Origin of the sequence: Hydrocarboniphaga daqingensis (assembly GCF_900129825.1) — a bacterium.
Lineage (GTDB): Bacteria > Pseudomonadota > Gammaproteobacteria > Nevskiales > Nevskiaceae > Hydrocarboniphaga > Hydrocarboniphaga daqingensis.
In genome coordinates this window covers 505,226-521,885 of sequence record NZ_FQWZ01000002.1, presented here as the reverse complement: position 1 = coordinate 521,885, position 16,660 = coordinate 505,226, and the positions used below count along the sequence as shown (strand labels likewise).

General features: G+C 64.4%; 13 protein-coding genes, 1 tRNA gene and 1 pseudogene. 9 read left to right on the top strand and 6 right to left on the bottom strand.

Annotated features, from left to right (window positions below):
- Nucleotides 1–9 precede the first annotated feature (9 nt).
- The 3 genes from csy2 to cas3f all read right to left on the bottom strand — a co-directional run bounded on the left by csy2 (nt 10) and on the right by cas3f (nt 5,689).
- The gene (gene csy2, locus BUB09_RS05355) at nt 10–978 is read right to left on the bottom strand and encodes a type I-F CRISPR-associated protein Csy2 (RefSeq protein WP_072895121.1); all 969 of its coding nucleotides are present in this window, start codon (nt 976–978) and stop codon (nt 10–12) included.
- The gene (csy1, locus tag BUB09_RS05350) at nt 975–2,390 is read right to left on the bottom strand and encodes a type I-F CRISPR-associated protein Csy1 (RefSeq protein WP_217650234.1); all 1,416 of its coding nucleotides are present in this window, start codon (nt 2,388–2,390) and stop codon (nt 975–977) included. The genes csy2 and csy1 overlap by 4 nt, the downstream gene beginning before the upstream one ends.
- A 179-nt stretch (nt 2,391–2,569) precedes the next feature.
- A complete protein-coding gene (gene cas3f, locus BUB09_RS05345; protein WP_281249912.1) occupies nt 2,570–5,689 on the bottom strand; it encodes a type I-F CRISPR-associated helicase Cas3f in 3,120 nt (1,039 codons plus the stop codon).
- Nucleotides 5,690–6,046: 357 nt separating this feature from the next.
- Between cas3f and BUB09_RS17635 the strand changes: the two genes are divergently transcribed.
- Both BUB09_RS17635 and BUB09_RS17630 read left to right on the top strand, forming a co-directional pair.
- Nucleotides 6,047–6,289: a DUF5397 family protein gene (locus tag BUB09_RS17635; RefSeq protein ID WP_217650233.1), complete on the top strand. Its 243-nt coding sequence runs from the start codon at nt 6,047–6,049 to the stop codon at nt 6,287–6,289.
- Nucleotides 6,290–6,364: 75 nt separating this feature from the next.
- Nucleotides 6,365–6,646 (top strand): annotated as a pseudogene (locus BUB09_RS17630) (virulence factor).
- Between the two features lie 207 nt (nt 6,647–6,853).
- On the opposite strand, the gene BUB09_RS05330 reads toward BUB09_RS17630, so the two are convergent.
- Nucleotides 6,854–6,930: transfer RNA gene (locus BUB09_RS05330), tRNA-Arg, on the bottom strand.
- A 158-nt stretch (nt 6,931–7,088) separates the two neighbouring features.
- Between BUB09_RS05330 and BUB09_RS05325 the strand changes: the two genes are divergently transcribed.
- From BUB09_RS05325 to BUB09_RS05315, 3 genes are all read left to right on the top strand, one after another.
- A complete protein-coding gene (locus BUB09_RS05325) occupies nt 7,089–7,571 on the top strand; it encodes a c-type cytochrome (protein ID WP_072895099.1) in 483 nt (160 codons plus the stop codon).
- Between the two features lie 304 nt (nt 7,572–7,875).
- Nucleotides 7,876–8,940 (top strand): S1 family peptidase, encoded by a 1,065-nt coding sequence (locus BUB09_RS05320; protein WP_072895096.1) that lies wholly within the window; start codon nt 7,876–7,878, stop codon nt 8,938–8,940.
- A 465-nt stretch (nt 8,941–9,405) separates the two neighbouring features.
- Entirely contained in the window at nt 9,406–10,455 is a 1,050-nt protein-coding gene (locus BUB09_RS05315; protein WP_072895093.1) for an outer membrane beta-barrel protein, read from the top strand.
- Nucleotides 10,456–10,538: 83 nt separating this feature from the next.
- Here the strand turns inward: BUB09_RS05315 and BUB09_RS05310 are convergent, their stop codons facing one another.
- A complete protein-coding gene (locus BUB09_RS05310; RefSeq protein WP_072895090.1) occupies nt 10,539–12,056 on the bottom strand; it encodes a YifB family Mg chelatase-like AAA ATPase in 1,518 nt (505 codons plus the stop codon).
- A gap of 79 nt (nt 12,057–12,135) precedes the next feature.
- Entirely contained in the window at nt 12,136–12,402 is a 267-nt protein-coding gene (locus tag BUB09_RS05305; protein ID WP_072895502.1) for an accessory factor UbiK family protein, read from the bottom strand.
- Between the two features lie 228 nt (nt 12,403–12,630).
- Here BUB09_RS05305 and BUB09_RS05300 point away from each other — a divergent pair, with 228 nt between their 5' ends.
- Genes BUB09_RS05300 through BUB09_RS05285 form a run of 4 tightly spaced genes read left to right on the top strand, consistent with a single transcriptional unit; the run spans nt 12,631 to nt 16,651 of the window.
- On the top strand, nt 12,631–13,566 hold the full coding sequence (locus BUB09_RS05300; protein WP_072895087.1) for an ABC transporter ATP-binding protein: 936 nt from the start codon (nt 12,631–12,633) through the stop codon (nt 13,564–13,566).
- Nucleotides 13,563–14,306 carry an ABC transporter permease gene (locus BUB09_RS05295; RefSeq protein WP_072895084.1) on the top strand — a complete coding sequence of 248 codons (744 nt, stop codon included), beginning with the start codon at nt 13,563–13,565 and terminating at the stop codon, nt 14,304–14,306. Before BUB09_RS05300 ends, BUB09_RS05295 begins: the two co-directional genes overlap by 4 nt.
- A gap of 43 nt (nt 14,307–14,349) precedes the next feature.
- Complete coding sequence (locus tag BUB09_RS05290; protein ID WP_072895082.1) at nt 14,350–15,735, top strand: GldG family protein; 1,386 nt, start codon at nt 14,350–14,352, stop codon at nt 15,733–15,735.
- A gap of 16 nt (nt 15,736–15,751) precedes the next feature.
- The gene (locus tag BUB09_RS05285; RefSeq protein ID WP_072895079.1) at nt 15,752–16,651 is read left to right on the top strand and encodes a DUF4340 domain-containing protein; all 900 of its coding nucleotides are present in this window, start codon (nt 15,752–15,754) and stop codon (nt 16,649–16,651) included.
- The last annotated feature ends 9 nt before the right edge of the window (nt 16,652–16,660 follow it).

Sequence of the window (16,660 nt, the reverse complement as noted above, 5' to 3'; positions counted from 1 at the left end):
CTCCAGGATTCAGTTAACAGAGGCAACAGGGGCGTAGTCGTTACGAACGCGATACAGGCCGGACGACGGATCGTGATCGGCGTACCAGAGCAGTTCTCGGAACGATTGCAGGCGATGAGGGCCGATCCACTGGCCTATCGAGTAGAGGCTTTCGACGAAGCGGAAAGGCACGGACGGGTCACGGGCGTTGGCAACGGCGCCGGCTGGGTATTCGGCGAGCACGCCATAACCAACCGGGATCGGCACGATCCATCCCGGCTTACGATCAGGCTGCCATTCGTACTTGCCGGTTTTCGGGTCCGCTTCCGCTGGCGGTGACCAGTTCAGGCGCGACAGCTTGAGCCAGGCTTCGACCGCGTTGGCCCCCGAATCGCTCGCTGCCGCCGCACTCGGCAGAAGGTCATCACGACAGACCAGCGCATAGCCAGGCAACCAGCGGCGGCGCAGCGCGCGGAACCACGCCCCGCGATCGGACGGGTCTTCTGGAACGGGCAACAACTGCGGCTGCGACCACCGGCCCAAACGCGCCGGCGGCAGTACCGAGCCGCCCGCGACCCGCAACTGCGCCACGACATCGGCAATCTGTTTGGCCAGCGCCGCCCGTTCCGCATCGGCTTCGTTGACTAGGTCGCCCTCGACGCCAAACACCAATGTGATGTCGAGGTGGATGCGGCCTTCCTCGACGATCGCCGCCGTGGTTCCATCTTTGTCGACCGGATTGCGAGTGAGGCGAAACGCGCGGGTGTAGCCGTCTTCGGTGACCTGCTCATCGTGGTCGTGGCAGATCACCCCGACACTGTGCAAGCGCAAGCCCGATGCAACTTCGGGCGCCAACTTTCGCTGCAGTGCCCACATAAGACCAACGAACGCGGACATCGCCGGAAAGCCGTGGGTCAGCGGGCTGGAAATGGCGTTGGCGTTTTGGATACGCAGGCGCGGCAGAATCAGCAGGCCACTGGTATCAGGCAACTGGCTCATGACGCGCCTCGCGTCGGGATGTAATGCGGGGCGTTAAGGCGGGATCGCTGCTCGTGAAGCTGGCCGGCCCATTCCTCGTCGAGCAATAGCATCCGCGACCACTGCCGCTGTTCGACGCTGCCAACCGGCAGCTTTTCGTCCAGCCGGCTGTTCAGCCAGTTACCAAAGCGCTTGCCGATCTTCTCTGGCCACTCCATGCGGAGCCAGCGTCCGTGGAAATCAGGATCGCTGTCAGCCCGTTCCGGATCCCCTCGTTCCGGGTCAAGCCACAGGCATTCCTCCTCTGGCAAGACGCAGCGATCATCCGCACTCCAGCCCGGCGTCAAGGCTTGATGAAGCTCGGCGGCAAAGCTCGCGAGTTCTTCGGCAATAGCGTCGATGAGTTCGTCGACGCGGTCACGGGTTTCCATCGTCGGGTCAGGATTGCTGGCGAGGAATAGCGCCAAGGCCCGCAGTGACCGCCGAACCTCGTCGCGCCGCGCGAAACGCGGAAACACCGATTCGATCCCCAACGGCGGCTTCACCGCTTCCGACTTCCAGCGCGGCGGCAATGACGCCAGCAGGTAGTTGTCGCCACGCCGTTCGCTGTTGAGCTGACTGATGTTCTGAGGCTTGGTGCCGCCCAGCTTTTGCACGGCGAGGTTCGGGTAATCGGCGTAGCCGTCGTCGTGTGGAAGCTGCTCGCGCTTGGCCTGCCGCGCCGCCTTTGCAAGCTCCCCGAATCGGGTTTCCTGGATGCTCAGGTAGACCGCGTGCGCCAGCGAACTGGCATACAGCGGCGCCAGCAAGTGGAAGCCGGCGTCATCAGCCGCGTTGCCGCCAGTGAGCCAGAACAGCTGCTTGCCTCGCGTGTGGGTGGCGACCGCTCCACGTGGCTGGACCAAGCCAACGAATGCCTCGGTCCAAGCCTCGGCCACCGCAGACACCGGGCTCATCGCCGCCTTCAGATCGACGTCACCGGCCAGCATCCAGTCCAGCAGGCTGCGCTCATCCACCACTACACGCAGGAATTTGTAGACGTCGAGGGCTGCCGCATTGCCGACCACGTCCCCGGCAAAATCCTGCCCAAGACAGTGGCTGCCAATTTCGGATCGAACCGGAAGCTGATCAGGCGGCCGATAGAGATTGGAACCGCGGGCATCCGGGTGGATGGCTTTTAGCGAGTGCGTTACCGCCTGAATCTGGCCGACGCGCCGCGCTGCATCGTCGAGCCAGGTTTCGGGGACGAACTGCGCAATCAGTTCGTTACGTTTGGGATCGTCGGCTTGCAGTTTTTCGAGCTTGGCATCGCGGCGTTCTTGAAGAAAGCGGGCAATGGCTTGCTGAAACTGCAATCGACGATCCAGAGCGGTTCCTGTCATTTGGCACCTTTCTGGTTGGCTGAGGATCTCCTCGCAAGGAAGCCTACTCATCGAGGCGCGCCACTAGTCGAGCAAGCAGCGACCGAATTGGACGTGGCGCACACTTTCCTTCTGTCTTCCCGACGCTATGCACACCGGACGCACGACCGATTGACCACAGTTTTGCTATTCGCGCGCTGACTGCCGGGGAATCGAATCAAGCGGCATTGCGCCGCCTGATAAAGCATTACTTACTTCGTCCGAGAGAATCCGAGTGCAGGATGAAATCTCCAACCCTGCGGGGATTGCGGCAGTGACGCGTCGCCATATCGCGCAGCGCAGTCTCGCAATGGCAATTCCATAGCCTCCGCTAAGGCCGACAGTTCGGTGAGGTAGTCGGTTGCCGCCCATGCCTCGATGCCGACACCGCGCACGTCCTGTTCACGGATGCGATGCAAGGTGCCATCGACCTCGACCCAGAGGTCGTCCTGGCCTTTCTGCTCATGCAATCGATGGAGCTGGTAGCCGTCTTCGTCCTCATTCGGCAGAAGACGGACTTCGACTTGCGGAACTGTCTGCTGTCGGAAAGGCTGCTGCTGCGCAGCCACTCCCGTCAGATGCAGTAGCGGTCTCGCCCAGAAGCTGCTGGCGTTGAGCGGCGCCTGCTGCGGCTTCATCGCATGGCGCAGTCGTTCATGTTCCAGATCGACCAGTCGTTTGTTGAATGGCAGTCGCTCCGATGGTGGTCGCTCGACGATGCGCGGGCGGGCGTCGATCACGTCGCGCTCGTCCTCGCGCAACAGAGCTTGCAAGTTGCGCGCGCTAAGCCGGAACGGCTCGTCGCCCTCAAAGCCTGGCCGACAGTACGCGGCCTCGTTCGGTGCCTCGAAGCATTTAAGGTTGTGATCGAAGATCGCCAGATTCGGAGTTTCGCAGGCCGACGGCCGATGTCGCCGCACGCGGCCGGCAAGCTGGATCAGCGAGCGCATCGACGACGGTTCGACCACCGCCCAGTCGTAATCGTGATCCCGTCCCACTTCGGTCACTGGCGAGCCAAGCACGATGAACAATTGATCGGCCTCCGCAGAGGCGTCGATTCGACTACGGATGTCCGGCAGCGTGAACACCGCATCGGGGTTGCGGCGATCCAAGGTTTGATCCAGACGCCGTTCGATCGCCGAGCGCATCAGCAGCGGAAACTGAGAATGGTAGACACACAGATGGATACGAAACCCGGGAGGCGCCCCGAGGCGATACAGCGCCAGCGCGACGTCGAACAGCGGGTCGATATTCGCCATGCGGATCAGCCCAAAGCTGACCCGCTTCCCGCTCTTTGGATCCACCCCGTGATGCTCGGCGTGCAGCGACAGCGCCGCGTCGCGGGCCTGCAGGGCGAAACGCTCGCGCATCGCATCCTTTTTCAGTCCCTTTAGATTGAGCGGCTCCAGCCGGCCTCTACGACGAACAAGGTCCTGACCGAGCCGGGCGTGCCGCTTTACGGCAAAGGCCAAGTGCGCTGCCTCGAAGTCGTCGCTCGCGGCGCAGTCCTGCGCCTGCTGGTGGAATTCGTCGAACCACGCGCAGCAGATGTTGACCGGCTCACCGCGCCTCTGGCCACGATGACGTTGATGAATGGCGCGGCCGGCTCGGTAGGCTTCATACATACCTTTAACCAGCGTCGGCGGCAGCGTCGCTGAAGACACCAGTACGCGGGTGCCGAGCAGCCCGGCCCAGTACACAAGCCTGGTCAGCGCCGGCAGGTCACCGATATCGAAGTCGTCCAACTCGTCGAGCACCAAGTCACTGCTCATCAGCCGCAGCATCGGTGCGATCTGCCGGCCGCCGCGCTGGCTCTCGGTAGCGGGCACCAGATGGTCAACCGTACAGACCAGCAACGGCGCGGCGAGCAGCGCACGCACCTGCGGATCCTTCATTGCTCGCTTCAGCAGCGGCTGATCGAGATGGCCCTCATAGAGCACGCGACCGTCTTCGTCGAGCAGATCTTGAGACGATGCAGAGCCCGAACGCTCGGCCAGCGCCTCGAAGTGCTCGAACAGCTCGCGGCTCGCAGCTCCGCCGACACGAATCGCCAGTTCTTCGTCGGAGGCGTGGAGCAGGTCGCGGAAGGCCTGACCCGTTTGCAGCGTCAAGGTACGCAGGCCAAGCGCGAACGCACAGCGCATGCCTTGGTTCGGATCGGCCAGCGCATACATGATCCGTGCGTTGGCCAGCGTCTTGCCGCAGCCAGTAGAGGCCATGTTGACGATGAATGCGCCCTGCCGTGACGCGCGCTCGCGGATCGATGCAGCGGTGTCGCTTGCGCGGTCCTGCCAGCGAAAGCGCTCGTCCTGGCTGCGCTTGCGCAGGCCCTTATGGCGCGCCAGCCGCGGCAGTTCGCGCTCGAAGCCCGGCAAAGCGTGGACGATGAGGCCGGCGTGCTTTTCGACACCGATCAGGTGTTCGTCTAGCGGCTGGTTGTAGCGGCCGGTCTTTCGATCGGTGTTGGCATACAAGGCGTGGCCGTCTTCGCCTTTCTCACGTTCCGATAGCGCAGTGAGCCCCGAGTAGTGATGGTCGGCGAGCATCAGTGCTAGGCGGGACAGGTGCATCAGATAAGGATCGTCCAGCCAGCATTCACTGCCTGCGCGGCTGGTGAGTGTCAGCAGTCGCTCGGCGATCTTCGCGGCACGCTTGCGCCACGGTGCACTGGTCACGGGCAAACCATTCGGGAAATGCCAGTAGGCTTCGACCTGTTTGCGATCGAGGCCCAAAGGGCGTTCATTCCAGTCGGAAGTAATCTTTTTGAGGAGATTGTCGAGCTGACCGGCAGCGAACCCGTCATCTCTGGCCCCTAACCACAAATGTTTGCCGCTGCGGTCAGTCGCCGGCTTCACCGGCAGCCGATGGTGCGTCACCACCAGCCAAGCCACGGCCTGAGCCAGCGGCGGCAGGCTAGCGAGCGGCTTGTCGACCACCGTGTCCAAGCCATCACGTTGAAGCCTGACGAGCCAGCTTTGGTCGTCGGCAGCCGAAGGCGCGATCAGCCGTGCCAGCCAGCTCTCATCGGTCGCATCCATTCCGACGAAGGCTTGGAACAAGCGCAGCGAGGTCCATTCATGCCGATACTCGTTGCGCTCCACACGCTTACCGACGAGCCGCTCTTGGAACGCGCGGCTGGCCTTGCCGAGATCGTGCAGCAGGGACGCGAGCGCTGACAGCAGATGAATGATCTGCAGGCTATGCCAGTCGTTTTCATCGTCGCTGCGCAAGATGTCCCTCGTTGTGGTGTTGGTCGGCACCGCGCCATGGGCATTGAAGCGACTGCTGTCGCCGACAACCCATAGCAGCTCGCTGTGATCACGCCCGCGGATCCAGATGGAGGATCGACTTCAGCTCGGAGGGCGTAATCGGGTCCATTCACACTCTCGGGCAGCTTTCGCGATCAAGAAGATGGGATCTGCACAGAATTCTGCGCACGAACCGGCCGCTGGAATCAATCGAGGAGCGTGAACTCGTTCACCGAACTGGATGACAAGCGGCATTTGGACAGTTTGCGATGTGACGGTCGCAACCAAGCAACCGCTCGGTGAAGACATGAAGGTCGATGCCGCGCTCTTCGAGCTTGTTCAGCTCCGCATGACTGGCCTGCTTGGCGCGTTTCCACTGACGGCCCGTTACTAATGTCGTACGGGTGAATTGCTTAGCGTGGTGGACGACGGATCCACTCGATGTCGCCATCGATCTGGCCGATCGCCCCAACCCAACTACAGACCGCCGCCAGCGTGTTAAGCCGTCGCGTCACTATTGCGACACCGCTATCGTTCCTCGGGATCGTCGCAGGAGCGAGCATGGGCAAGTTGGGCGTGCCCCCCGTTCCGGTCGGGAAAATCAAAAGCTTGAGCGCCTTTGGCCCCAAGTACGAAGTGCGTGAGGCACTGCGCGCGCTTGATGACGGCGACTGGATGGTCTAAGTGATGCTGGTCGAGATAGGCGAGAAAGCTGAGTGTCGATTGACGCATGTGAACGATGATCCAGAGGCGCGTTAGATGTATGCCGTTGCGTTCGACCTCGTTGTCGCCGATACCGAACTGCATCATCCGAAAGGCGTCTCGCAAGCCTATGCCGACATCGGGTCAATCCTGAGTGAGCATGGTTTTCGGCGCGTATAGGGCAGCTTGTATGTCAGCGACAACGAGGACATGGCGATTCTGTTCCTTGCCATGCAGGCGCTGAAGTCCCGCACTTGGTTCCCGAAGTCGGTCCTAGACATCCGGGCCTTCCGCATCGAGCAGTGGTCCGACTTCACCGCCGTCGTCAAATCCCCATAGCGATACTCGGCGGCAGCGCTCTAGACGGAACCCTGAAGAGCCCACTGGTGCGCTGTGTCGGCAGCATCATCCGCGCAAATGGAAACTCGCTGGGCCCGAACGCGGGGCGCGTTGAAGACCGGGCGGCAACCGGAATAACAAGCGAGCTTTACGAGAGTGCCGAAGATTGCCGCGACCGCAGGGCAATACCTGGGCGGGCTACTGAGATGGTGCGCTCGACTGGATTCGAACCAGTGACCCCTGCCTTCGGAGGGCAGTACTCTATCCAGCTGAGCTACGAGCGCGACGTATTGCGAGCCGCGATTCTACAGGAAGCGCTGCCTGCTTCGGCTAGTGGCGCACGGGCATGCAAATTCCTGCTGCATACGCCTTACTAGCTCAGCGGCTTGCCCGTTATACTCCTGCGGCTAACAGGTCGCGACATTTTCGTTGGGAGCTCGCTTTGGAACACCAGAATCACGACAAGGTTTTCTTCGTCAATTTCAGTGTCGTGCTCGGCATTCTTGCCGGCATCGCCCTGGTGATTGCCGGCGTTGCCGCTTTGGTTACACCGGACAAAGAAGGGGCCGACCCCGAGCAGCTCGCCGTGCTGAGCGATCGCATCAAGCCGGTCACGCAGGTCGTCACCGACCCGGCCGCGCTGCTGAAAGTCACTGCCAAGCCTGCACGGGCACCGCTGGCGGCCGAGCAGGTGCTGGCCCAGGTTTGCACCGCCTGCCACGGCGCTGGCGTGCTGGGCGCGCCGAAGGTCGGCGACAAGGCGACTTGGTCGGCGCGTGCCGCGGCCAAGGGCGGCGTCGATGGGCTGACCAAGTCGGCCATCGCTGGCATCAACAGCATGCCGGCCCGCGGCGGTGATCCGGATCTGTCGGATGAGGAGATCCACGCAGCGGTCGCCCTGATGCTGAAGGAAAGCGGCGTCTAAAGAAGACGCACCGTCGACCGGGGCACCACCGCCCCGGTCGCATGGCAACAGCCGACGGCGCGACCCGCACCGTCGGTCTCAAGCAAAAGCCCCGCCCCCACCGTCACTGGTCGGGGGCGGGGCTTTTTTCGTTTAGCCGCTGGGCGCCAGGCAGTTGACTGAGGGCCAAAGCACCAAAGAAATGCAGCGCTTCATATTTTTTGGTGCGTCTGCACTTGAATAATTCATAAATGTCCCATGATCGTACTTGTGCGCACCATAACGACCGTTCGCACTAATACTGGGCCCCACAATGAGGACTTCCATGAAAACTGCCAAACCCCTGAATCTACGACTGAACCTGATCGGCGCTGCACTGGCGACCGTCCTGGCCGCCGGCTGCGCGTCGACACCGACTGCAGCTCCGCTTGCCGCGACGGGCTACCAGGACGTTTATCTGGTCAAGCCCGAGCAAGATCCCCGCGGGCTGTTCCCCCGGGTCGCGCAGCAGTTCGAAGCCATGGGCTTCAAGGTGCACACGGTCGAGGCTCAGCAGTTTCTCGGCAAAGCGGAGGGCAGCGGCTTTTTGGTTTCGCGCGACGGCCATCTGGTAACGGCAGCCCACACGCTCGAAGGCCACGACAAGGCCACCGTCTGGCTGGACGGGGTGCGCTACTCTGCTGACGTGCTGAGCCGCTCGGACGATCGCGATCTGGCGATGCTAAAGCTGAGCACGCCCCTTTCATCCGACGTGGCGCCGCTGGCCGTTCAACATCAGTCACCACTGGCGCTCGGGCAGCAGGTCTATGCCATCGGACATGCCCAGGGCCGCGGCAGCAGCGCTCATCAACCCAAGCTGACACCGGCGATGGTCAGCGTTGCGGGGTCGGCCAATACGCCGCACCAGGCCGAAGTCGCCGGCATGGCGCACGCCGCCAGCGGCGGCAGTCCGCTGCTGTCGGCCGACGGCCGGGTCGTGGGCATGGTTCAGCGTGGCCAGACCGATACGGACACCGTCGGCAACCGCAACGTCGTCGGAAGCCCGCTGATCGCCGATTACCTTCGCACCGCGCTTCCGGCGAGCGCCGGCGGCACCACGACCGCCGAACCGATCTCGATGCAACAGGCCGCGCGTGCGGTCGCCAAGGTTCGCGCAGGCCAGGCGGAGGCCGATGCGGCGAGCAAGCCACGCCTGGTGGCGACGGTCGATTACACCAGCGTCCAGGACAAGCTGCCGCGGCTTCAGGACTTTTCGATCCAGGTTCGCGACCTCGACACCGATCGCCTGGTGGTCCAGACCGACAGCGGCCACAACAGCGTCAACGAGACCGAACAGGCCGTCGTGCTCGGCGCCGTCAAGCAGGTCCGGACGGCATTGAGCTCCAACTGAGCCCCATCGGTAGAAGCGGAACAGCCCCCGACTCGTTCGGGGGTTTTTTTTGGCCCGATATCGGGAAATCCACCAGAACCACGCACCGCAACGGCGCGGCGCACGCGCAAACCCCCAACTTGGTGCGCCGAATCCCTTAAAAGGGACCCCGCCCTGGCGCACCACCGGCTCTTTATTCCCGACGCAAGAGCCACTTACCGCATTGGCAGACGAAAAATCAGGGGTAATGTCTCAGTCCGGTACAGACCTTGCTTAGCCCCCGGTGCAGGGAAATGCCGTGCGATTCAGCAACCGGCATACAAAGAAAGGGGTCGACAGCTGCCGTCGATCAGAAGGGAGGCCTTGCAGGACGCGAGCAGATCGACTCTGCCGTTTGTTGCAAGGACCTACGGGTCGGTCGCCGCCCGCGTTGGCTGATGGCGCCACAACCATGGGTTTTTATTCATCTCAGGAGAGGCACAGATAATGAAGATGCACTATCTCGCGGCTGCGGCTGCCGTTTTTGGTTGCACCACGGCTTCGGCCGCCACGCTTGCCGACCTGGCCAAAGAAGTTACGGCCAGCGGCTGGATCAGCGGCTCCTACGCCTACAACTTCAACGACAGCAATGGCCTGATCCAGGGCCGCGTCGCTGACGTGCAGGCCGACTCGTTCGTCCTGAACCAGGCCGTGCTGAACCTCAGCAGCGCGCCGACCGAAGGCTTCGGCGGCACCGTGATGCTGCTGGCCGGCGAAGACGCCGCCAACGTGATCAACCCGTCCTATGGCGACACCGACGACAAGCTGGCCGTTCAGCAGGCCTACCTGTCCTACGCCGCGGGCGACCTGACGGTCATCGCCGGCCGTTACAACTCGCTGGCCGGCTACGAAGTTCTGGCCGATCCGAGCAACACCACGCTGTCGCGCTCGCTGGTCTACATCAACGCGCAGCCGTACTTCCACACCGGCGTTCGCGCCGCGTACAAGGCGTCGGACGCTGCCACGCTGTTCCTCGGCCTGGCCAACAGCGCCGCGCTGGGCGCCTCGGTTGACGCCAACGACCCCAAGACGATCGAAGTCGGCGGTCTGTTCACGCTGAGCCCGGCGGTCACGGTCGGCATCTACGACTACTTCGGCGTGGAAGCGGGCGACACCGGCAAGAACACCAACTACCTCGACTTCGTCGGCACGCTGACCGCGACGGACACGCTGAGCTTCGCCATCAACGCCGACTACTTCTCTCAGGAAGACACGGTCGACGTCGTCGGTGTTGCCGGCTACGCCACGCTGAAGCTGAACGACATGTGGTCGGCCACGGTGCGCCTCGAGAACGTCAACATCGAGCCGGATGCCGGCTCCGATCTGACGATCAACGAAGCCACGCTGGCGCTGACCTACGCTCCGGCGTCGAACTTCAAGATGTTCTTTGAAGGCCGCGTCGACGATGCCGATGCCGACATCTACATCGACGGCACCGACTTCACCGGCACGCAGCCGACGCTGGGCGTGAAGGCGATCTACACCTTCGGCATGTAAGTCGAAGCGCAGCCCGGCGGCCCGTCCGCCGACTGCACCCAAGGCCCGCAGCGCAAGCTGCGGGCCTTTTTCGTGGCGCACGCTCAAGCCCCAGCCGAGTCCCAGCCGCGGTATCGCAGCGCTTCGGCGACCTGCGCCGAGCTGACGCGATCGGCACCCGCCAGGTCGGCAATCGTCCGGGCCACCCGCAGCACGCGGTGATAGCTCCGAGCCGACAGCGCCAGCCGGCTCATGGCCGACTCCATCAGCGCTCGGGCCGCGGCGTCCAGCGCCGCGTCGCGATCCAACTCGGCCGGCTGTAGCTCCGCATTGCGCTTGCCGGCCCGCTGCAGCTGCCGCTGCCGGGCCACGACAACACGCTCGCGCACCATCGCGCTCGGCTCCGCGTCACTGGCAGCGGGCCGCGTCAGCTGCGCGCGATCAACCGCAGGCACGAAGATCTGCAAGTCGATCCGGTCCAGCAACGGGCCGGAGATGCGCCCGCGATAGCGCGCGATCTGGTCCGGCGTGCAGCGGCACCGCCCGCCGTTGTCGCCCAGATACCCGCAGGGACAGGGGTTCATCGCGGCTATCAACTGGAAGCGAGCCGGGAAGTCCTCCTGGCGAGCCGCGCGCGACACGGTGACCTGCCCGGTCTCCAACGGCTGGCGCAGCACTTCGAGCACCCGGCGATCGAACTCCGGCAACTCATCTAGAAACAGCACACCACGATGGGCCAGCGTGATCTCGCCCGGGCGCGGCGACGAGCCTCCGCCGACCAGGGCCACGCCGGATGCGGTGTGGTGGGGCGCACGAAACGGCCGCTGCATCCAGTGCCGAGCGTCGAAGCCGCTGCTGGCAACCGACGCGATGGCCGCAACTTCGATCGCTTCGTCTTCGCTCATCGGCGGCAGCACGCCCGGCAGGCGGGCCGCCAACATGCTTTTGCCCGAGCCCGGCGGCCCCGCCATCAGCAGCGAATGCCCGCCGGCGGCCGCGATTTCGAGTGCGCGGCGCGCTTGGGCTTGACCTCGTACGTCGGCCAGGTCGGGCAGCGATACCGCGCTGGCCGACGGCGCGAGGGATACGCCGGGTTCGTGTTCGGTGAGTACTCCGCCGTGCAAGGCTCCGCACAGACGGCCGAGATGATCTGCAGCGACCACACGGACGCCGGCGGCTAACGCGGCCTCGTCGGCGTTGGCCGCCGGCACGACCAGCGCATGGCCGGCGCGACGCGCTTGCAGCGCCGCCGGCAATGCGCCGCGTACCGGCCGCAACTCACCCGACAGCGACAGCTCGCCCAGCACTTCGAGGCCATCCAGCAGCGCCGACGGAATCTGCGCCGACGCCGCGAGGATGCCGAGCGCAATCGCCAGATCGAAGCGGCCGCCCTCTTTCGGCAGGTCGGCCGGCGCCAGGTTGCAGGTGATGCGCCGCTGCGGAAACTCGTATCCGCAGGTGGTGATCGCAGCTTTGACGCGGTCTTTGGCTTCGCGGACCGCCGCCTCGGGCAGACCGACGATCGCAAGCCCCGGCAGGCCGTTGGCGAGATGGACTTCGACGCGAACCAGATCGGACGTAAGGCCGTTCTGCGCGCGGCTGAGGACGGTGGCAAGCGACATCCACCAAGCATGCCGCGCAGGCCGCAGCGGCGTGGCGAACCAGCGCTCAGTGCAACAGCAGCGCCGTCAAACCCGGCGCTCAGCCGGCGTTGGAACGCCCGCTCGCGTCGGTCGACTCCAGCGCGGCGAGGCGCTGTTCCAGCTGCAGCAAGCGCTCCTGGGTGCGCGACAACAACTGCGCCTGGATGTCGAAGCGTTCGCGCGACACCAGGTCGAAGCGTTCGAGATTGGCGCGCAACACGGCGCGAAAGTTTTCTTCCAACTCACGACGCAGACCGAGCAAGCCCGGCGGCAGCACCGAGGCCAGGCGCGCGGCGACGTCTTCGATCTTTTGCGGGTCCAGCATCGTCGGCTCCAAGCCACATCGGGGGCCACTAGTGTAGCGACCCCTCGGGTGACGGCGCTGACGCGCGCGACGCGGCACGCGATGATTTCGCCCGTACAATGCCGGCGCCGCGCGGCTCGGCATGGAACCGTGCCGGCCGAGCGCGGTCAGAGCCGCGCCTTGCCCCGCACGGCGTGGTCCGGCGGCCAGCAGGCCTCATTCCCTTACTCACCAGAACCCGACACGACGATGGATAGCGATTCGCTGATCGAGGCGCGCGGACTGACGCGCCGATACGGGCCCAACCTCGCGGTGGGCGACCTGAATCTGACGCTGCGCAAGGGCGAAGTGCTCGGCTTGCTGGGGCCCAACGGCGCCGGCAAGTCGACCAGCATGAAGATGCTGACCGGCAATCTGGCGCCCACCAGCGGCGACGTGCTGATTCGTGGCATCAGCCTGCGCGAATCACCGCAGCTGGCCAAGCGCCATCTCGGCTACTTGCCCGAACAGCCGCCGGTCTATCCGGAGCTGACCGTCGACGAATACCTGGGCTTCTGCGCCGGCCTGCATGGCATCGGCAAGAAGCAGCGCGCCGAAGCGGTGGCCGATGCCAAGCGCGACTGCGGTCTGACGCATATGAGCAGCCGCTTGATCGGCAACTTGTCGAAGGGCTATCAGCAGCGCGTCGGCCTTGCACAGGCCATCATCCATCGCCCCGACGTGATCGTGCTCGACGAGCCGACCGTTGGTCTCGACCCGATCCAGATTCGCGAGATCCGCAGCCTGATCGCCGAGCTGGGCAAGAACCACAGCGTGATTCTGTCGAGCCACATCCTGCCGGAGATCCAGGCCGTTTGCGGCCGCGTGATGATCATCAATGCCGGCCGGCTCGTGTACGACGCGCACATCGACGCGCACTTGGGCAAGAAGGGCTTGGTGGCGCAGTTCGCCAACGCACCCGCCGCCAGCGAGCTGCAGTTCACCGGCGTGCAGAAGGTCGACATCGGCCCGGCGGGCCGCTTTTTGCTGGAACTCGCCGACGGCGCCGATCCGCGTGCCGAGCTGGTCAACGCGGCGGTGCAGCGCGGTTGGGGGCTGCTCGAGCTGCGGCTAGAAACGCGCACGCTGGAAGAAATCTTTGTTGAACTGACCTCGGGCGATGCCACGCTGCGGGAGGCCGCATGAACGCTGTCTGGACCATTGCGCGCCACGAGGCGCGCCGCATCTTCGTCTCGCCGCTGGCCTGGGCCGTGCTCGCGGTCACGCAAGTGATCTTCGGCTGGGTCTACATCGGCATGCTGATGCAGTACCTGCAGAACTATCAGACCGCCGATCAATACACCGGCGTGTCCGACTTCATCGGCGGCGGCTTGTACGGCACGGCGACGATCGTGCTGCTGCTGGTGATGCCGCTGATGACGATGCGGCTGTTCGCCGAAGAGCGCAAAAGCAACACGCTGACGCTGCTGTTTTCAGCACCGGTATCGCTGACGCAGATCGTGCTCGGCAAGTTCTTCGGCTTGCTGAGCTTCGTCGGCGCGCTGGTGCTGCTGCTGGCCGCGATGCCGGCGGCGCTGCTGCCGGCGGTCAACCTCGACTTGGGGCGACTCGGCGCCGGCCTGCTCGGCTTGTTTCTGATCACGATGTCGTTCGGCGCGGCCGGCATGTTCATCTCGTCGCTGACGCGCGAGCCGACGATCGCCGCGATCGGCAGCTTCGGATTGCTATTGCTGGTGTGGCTGCTGCGGATGCCGGCGCAGTTCGATAACGGCTTCAAGAGCGTTCTCGAATATCTGTCGCTGATCAGTCACTACCAAGACCTGATCTCGGGCTTGTTCCACAGCTCGGACGTCGTCTACTACCTGTTGTTCACCGCGTTGTTCCTGTGGCTGACCGTGCTGCGACTCGATATCGAGCGCAACTGACGCCGCTGGCACACAACGACTCAACACCGGTGAGACTGGAAACATGAAGAAGAAGAATCTGTTGTTGCAGCAGGCGATCAGCGCGCTGCTGTTCGTTGCCGTGCTGGTCCTGCTCGGCTACTTGTCCAAGCGCTATGACGTGGTTTGGGACTGGACGGTGGGCAAGCGCAACACGCTGACGCAGGCCAGCCAGAAGCAGTTGCAGTCGATGGACTCGCCGATCAAGTTCATCGCCTTTGCCTACCCTGGCGCCGACGAACGCGCGTCGGTCGACTTCTTCGTCGGCCGCTACCAGCGCGTCAAGCCGGACATCGAAGTGGAATTTGTCGACCCGGCCAGCCAGCCGGCGAAAGTCCGCGAGTACAAGATCAGCACGCCAGGCGAAGTGGTGCTCGAGTACCAGGGCCGCCGCGAAAATCTGCGCGGCTTGTCGGAGCAGGAGATCACCACGGCACTGCAGCGCTTGAGCTACACCGGCGACAGCTGGATCGTGTTTCTCGAAGGCCACGGCGAGCGCAGCACGGCCGCCAATGGCCCCGAAGATTTCTCGCAGTTTGCTCAGGCGCTGAAGGACAAGGGCCTGAAGGTTCAGGGCCTGAACCTGGTCAAGACCCCGCAGATTCCGGACAACACCTCGCTGCTGGTGATCGCCAGCCCGCGCGCGGCGCTGCTCGACGGCGAGATCAAGCTGATCCAGCAATACGTCGAGAAGGGCGGCAATCTGCTGTGGCTGGCCGACCCGGAGAACGACCCCGGTTTGAACGCGGTGGCCGACGCGCTCGGCATCCGCTGGCAGAACGGCTATGCGATCTTTCCCGAGTACGAAGCGCTGGGCACCGGCCACCCGGGCATCTACGCAGCGCTCGGCTATCCGCCGACGCCGGTGACGCGCGATCTGCAGCAGGTGACGCTGTTCCCGCTGGTGCGTTCGGTCACGGCCAGCGGCAGCGGCTGGACGGCATCGCCGATGCTGGTCACCACCGAAACGGCGTGGCTGGAAACCGGCAAGCTCGATGGTGGCCCGGTATCGATGGACGAGAGCAGCGGCGACGTCCCCGGCCCGCTGAACATCGGCATGACGCTGACCCGCGACCGGCCTGGCGCCGAGGCACCGGCAGCGGCGCCCACGTCGCCCGATGCACCGCCGCCGCCCAAGCCGCAGCAGCGCGTGGTCGTGATCGGCGACGCCGACTTCATCTCCAACGCCTACCTCGGGCAGCTGGGTAACCAGCAGCTGGGACTCAACGCGGTGCAGTGGCTCGCCGCGCGCGACAACCAGATGAACATCGACATCCCCAAAGCGCCGGACGTGAATCTGTTCCTGCCGGATTGGGCGATCGCATTGCTGGCGGGCGGCTTCGTGCTGGTGCTGCCGCTGCTGCTGATCGGCATCGGCATTGGACGCTGGATTTCGCGCCGCCGCAAATAACTCCGGAGCGCTGACGATGAACCGCAACCATCTGAATCTCGGCCTGCTGGTCGCTGTGGCCGGTCTCGGCACGGCCGCTTGGCTCGGCCAGAAACCCGATGAAGAAAAGAAACCACCGCTGACGGCGCTGACGCCGTCGATGGTGCAGACCATCGCGCTCGAACATCCCGGTTCGCCGACGATCCGGCTGGCGAAGCAAGACGGCCAGTGGGCGATCACCGAGCCGGTGAAGGCTGCCGCCGATCCATTCGAAGTCAATGCGTTGGTGGGGCTGTCGGACACCGGCGTACAGATGATGCTGGACAGCGGCGATCTCAAGGAACTGGGCTTGGTGCCGGCGCGCTACCGGATCACGATCAACGACCAGACGATCGACTTCGGCGGTGAAGAGCCGCTGAAGTACCGCCGCTACGTTCGCGTCAACGAAAAAGAGCTGGCGCTGATCGCCGACCCCGGCAGCGCGGCGTTCGACGCCGACTATTCCGACCTGGTTGCCAAGAATCTGGTACCGGCCGGCGCGGCGATCACGCGGATCGTGGTGCCCGGCCTGACGTTGGAAAAGTCGGCCGACGGCGCTTGGGCCTCGCCGGATCACGCCGACGCCAAAGCTGACCAACTCAAGGCCATCGCCGATGCTTGGACCTCGGCCAAGGCGCTGTTCAACGGCAGCCTCCAACCGGAGGACGCGCAAGGCGAAGCCGCCACGCTGACGCTGGCCGACGGCCGCACGCTGAGCTTCACGATCGTGGCTCGCGATCCGCAGCTGGTGCTGGCGCGCGCCGACCTGGGCGTGCGCTACACGCTGTCGCGCACCGATGTCGACACGCTGCTGCGGCTGCCGGCGCCCAAGCCAGCCGATGCAGCACCGGCTGACGCGGCGGCGACGCCAGCGGCACCAGCGGCACCAGCGCCGTAGAGTCGCATC

Coding starts and splice junctions, on each gene's coding strand:
- csy2 (WP_072895121.1), bottom strand. CDS start 978: ATGAGCCAGTTGCCTGATACCAGTGGCCTGCTGATTCTGCCGCGCCTG.
- csy1 (WP_217650234.1), bottom strand. CDS start 2,390: ATGAGTAGGCTTCCTTGCGAGGAGATCCTCAGCCAACCAGAAAGGTGC.
- BUB09_RS17635 (WP_217650233.1), top strand. CDS start 6,047: ATGTCGCCATCGATCTGGCCGATCGCCCCAACCCAACTACAGACCGCC.
- BUB09_RS05320 (WP_072895096.1), top strand. CDS start 7,876: ATGAAAACTGCCAAACCCCTGAATCTACGACTGAACCTGATCGGCGCT.
- BUB09_RS05315 (WP_072895093.1), top strand. CDS start 9,406: ATGAAGATGCACTATCTCGCGGCTGCGGCTGCCGTTTTTGGTTGCACC.
- BUB09_RS05310 (WP_072895090.1), bottom strand. CDS start 12,056: ATGTCGCTTGCCACCGTCCTCAGCCGCGCGCAGAACGGCCTTACGTCC.
- BUB09_RS05305 (WP_072895502.1), bottom strand. CDS start 12,402: ATGCTGGACCCGCAAAAGATCGAAGACGTCGCCGCGCGCCTGGCCTCG.
- BUB09_RS05300 (WP_072895087.1), top strand. CDS start 12,631: ATGGATAGCGATTCGCTGATCGAGGCGCGCGGACTGACGCGCCGATAC.
- BUB09_RS05295 (WP_072895084.1), top strand. CDS start 13,563: ATGAACGCTGTCTGGACCATTGCGCGCCACGAGGCGCGCCGCATCTTC.
- BUB09_RS05290 (WP_072895082.1), top strand. CDS start 14,350: ATGAAGAAGAAGAATCTGTTGTTGCAGCAGGCGATCAGCGCGCTGCTG.
- BUB09_RS05285 (WP_072895079.1), top strand. CDS start 15,752: ATGAACCGCAACCATCTGAATCTCGGCCTGCTGGTCGCTGTGGCCGGT.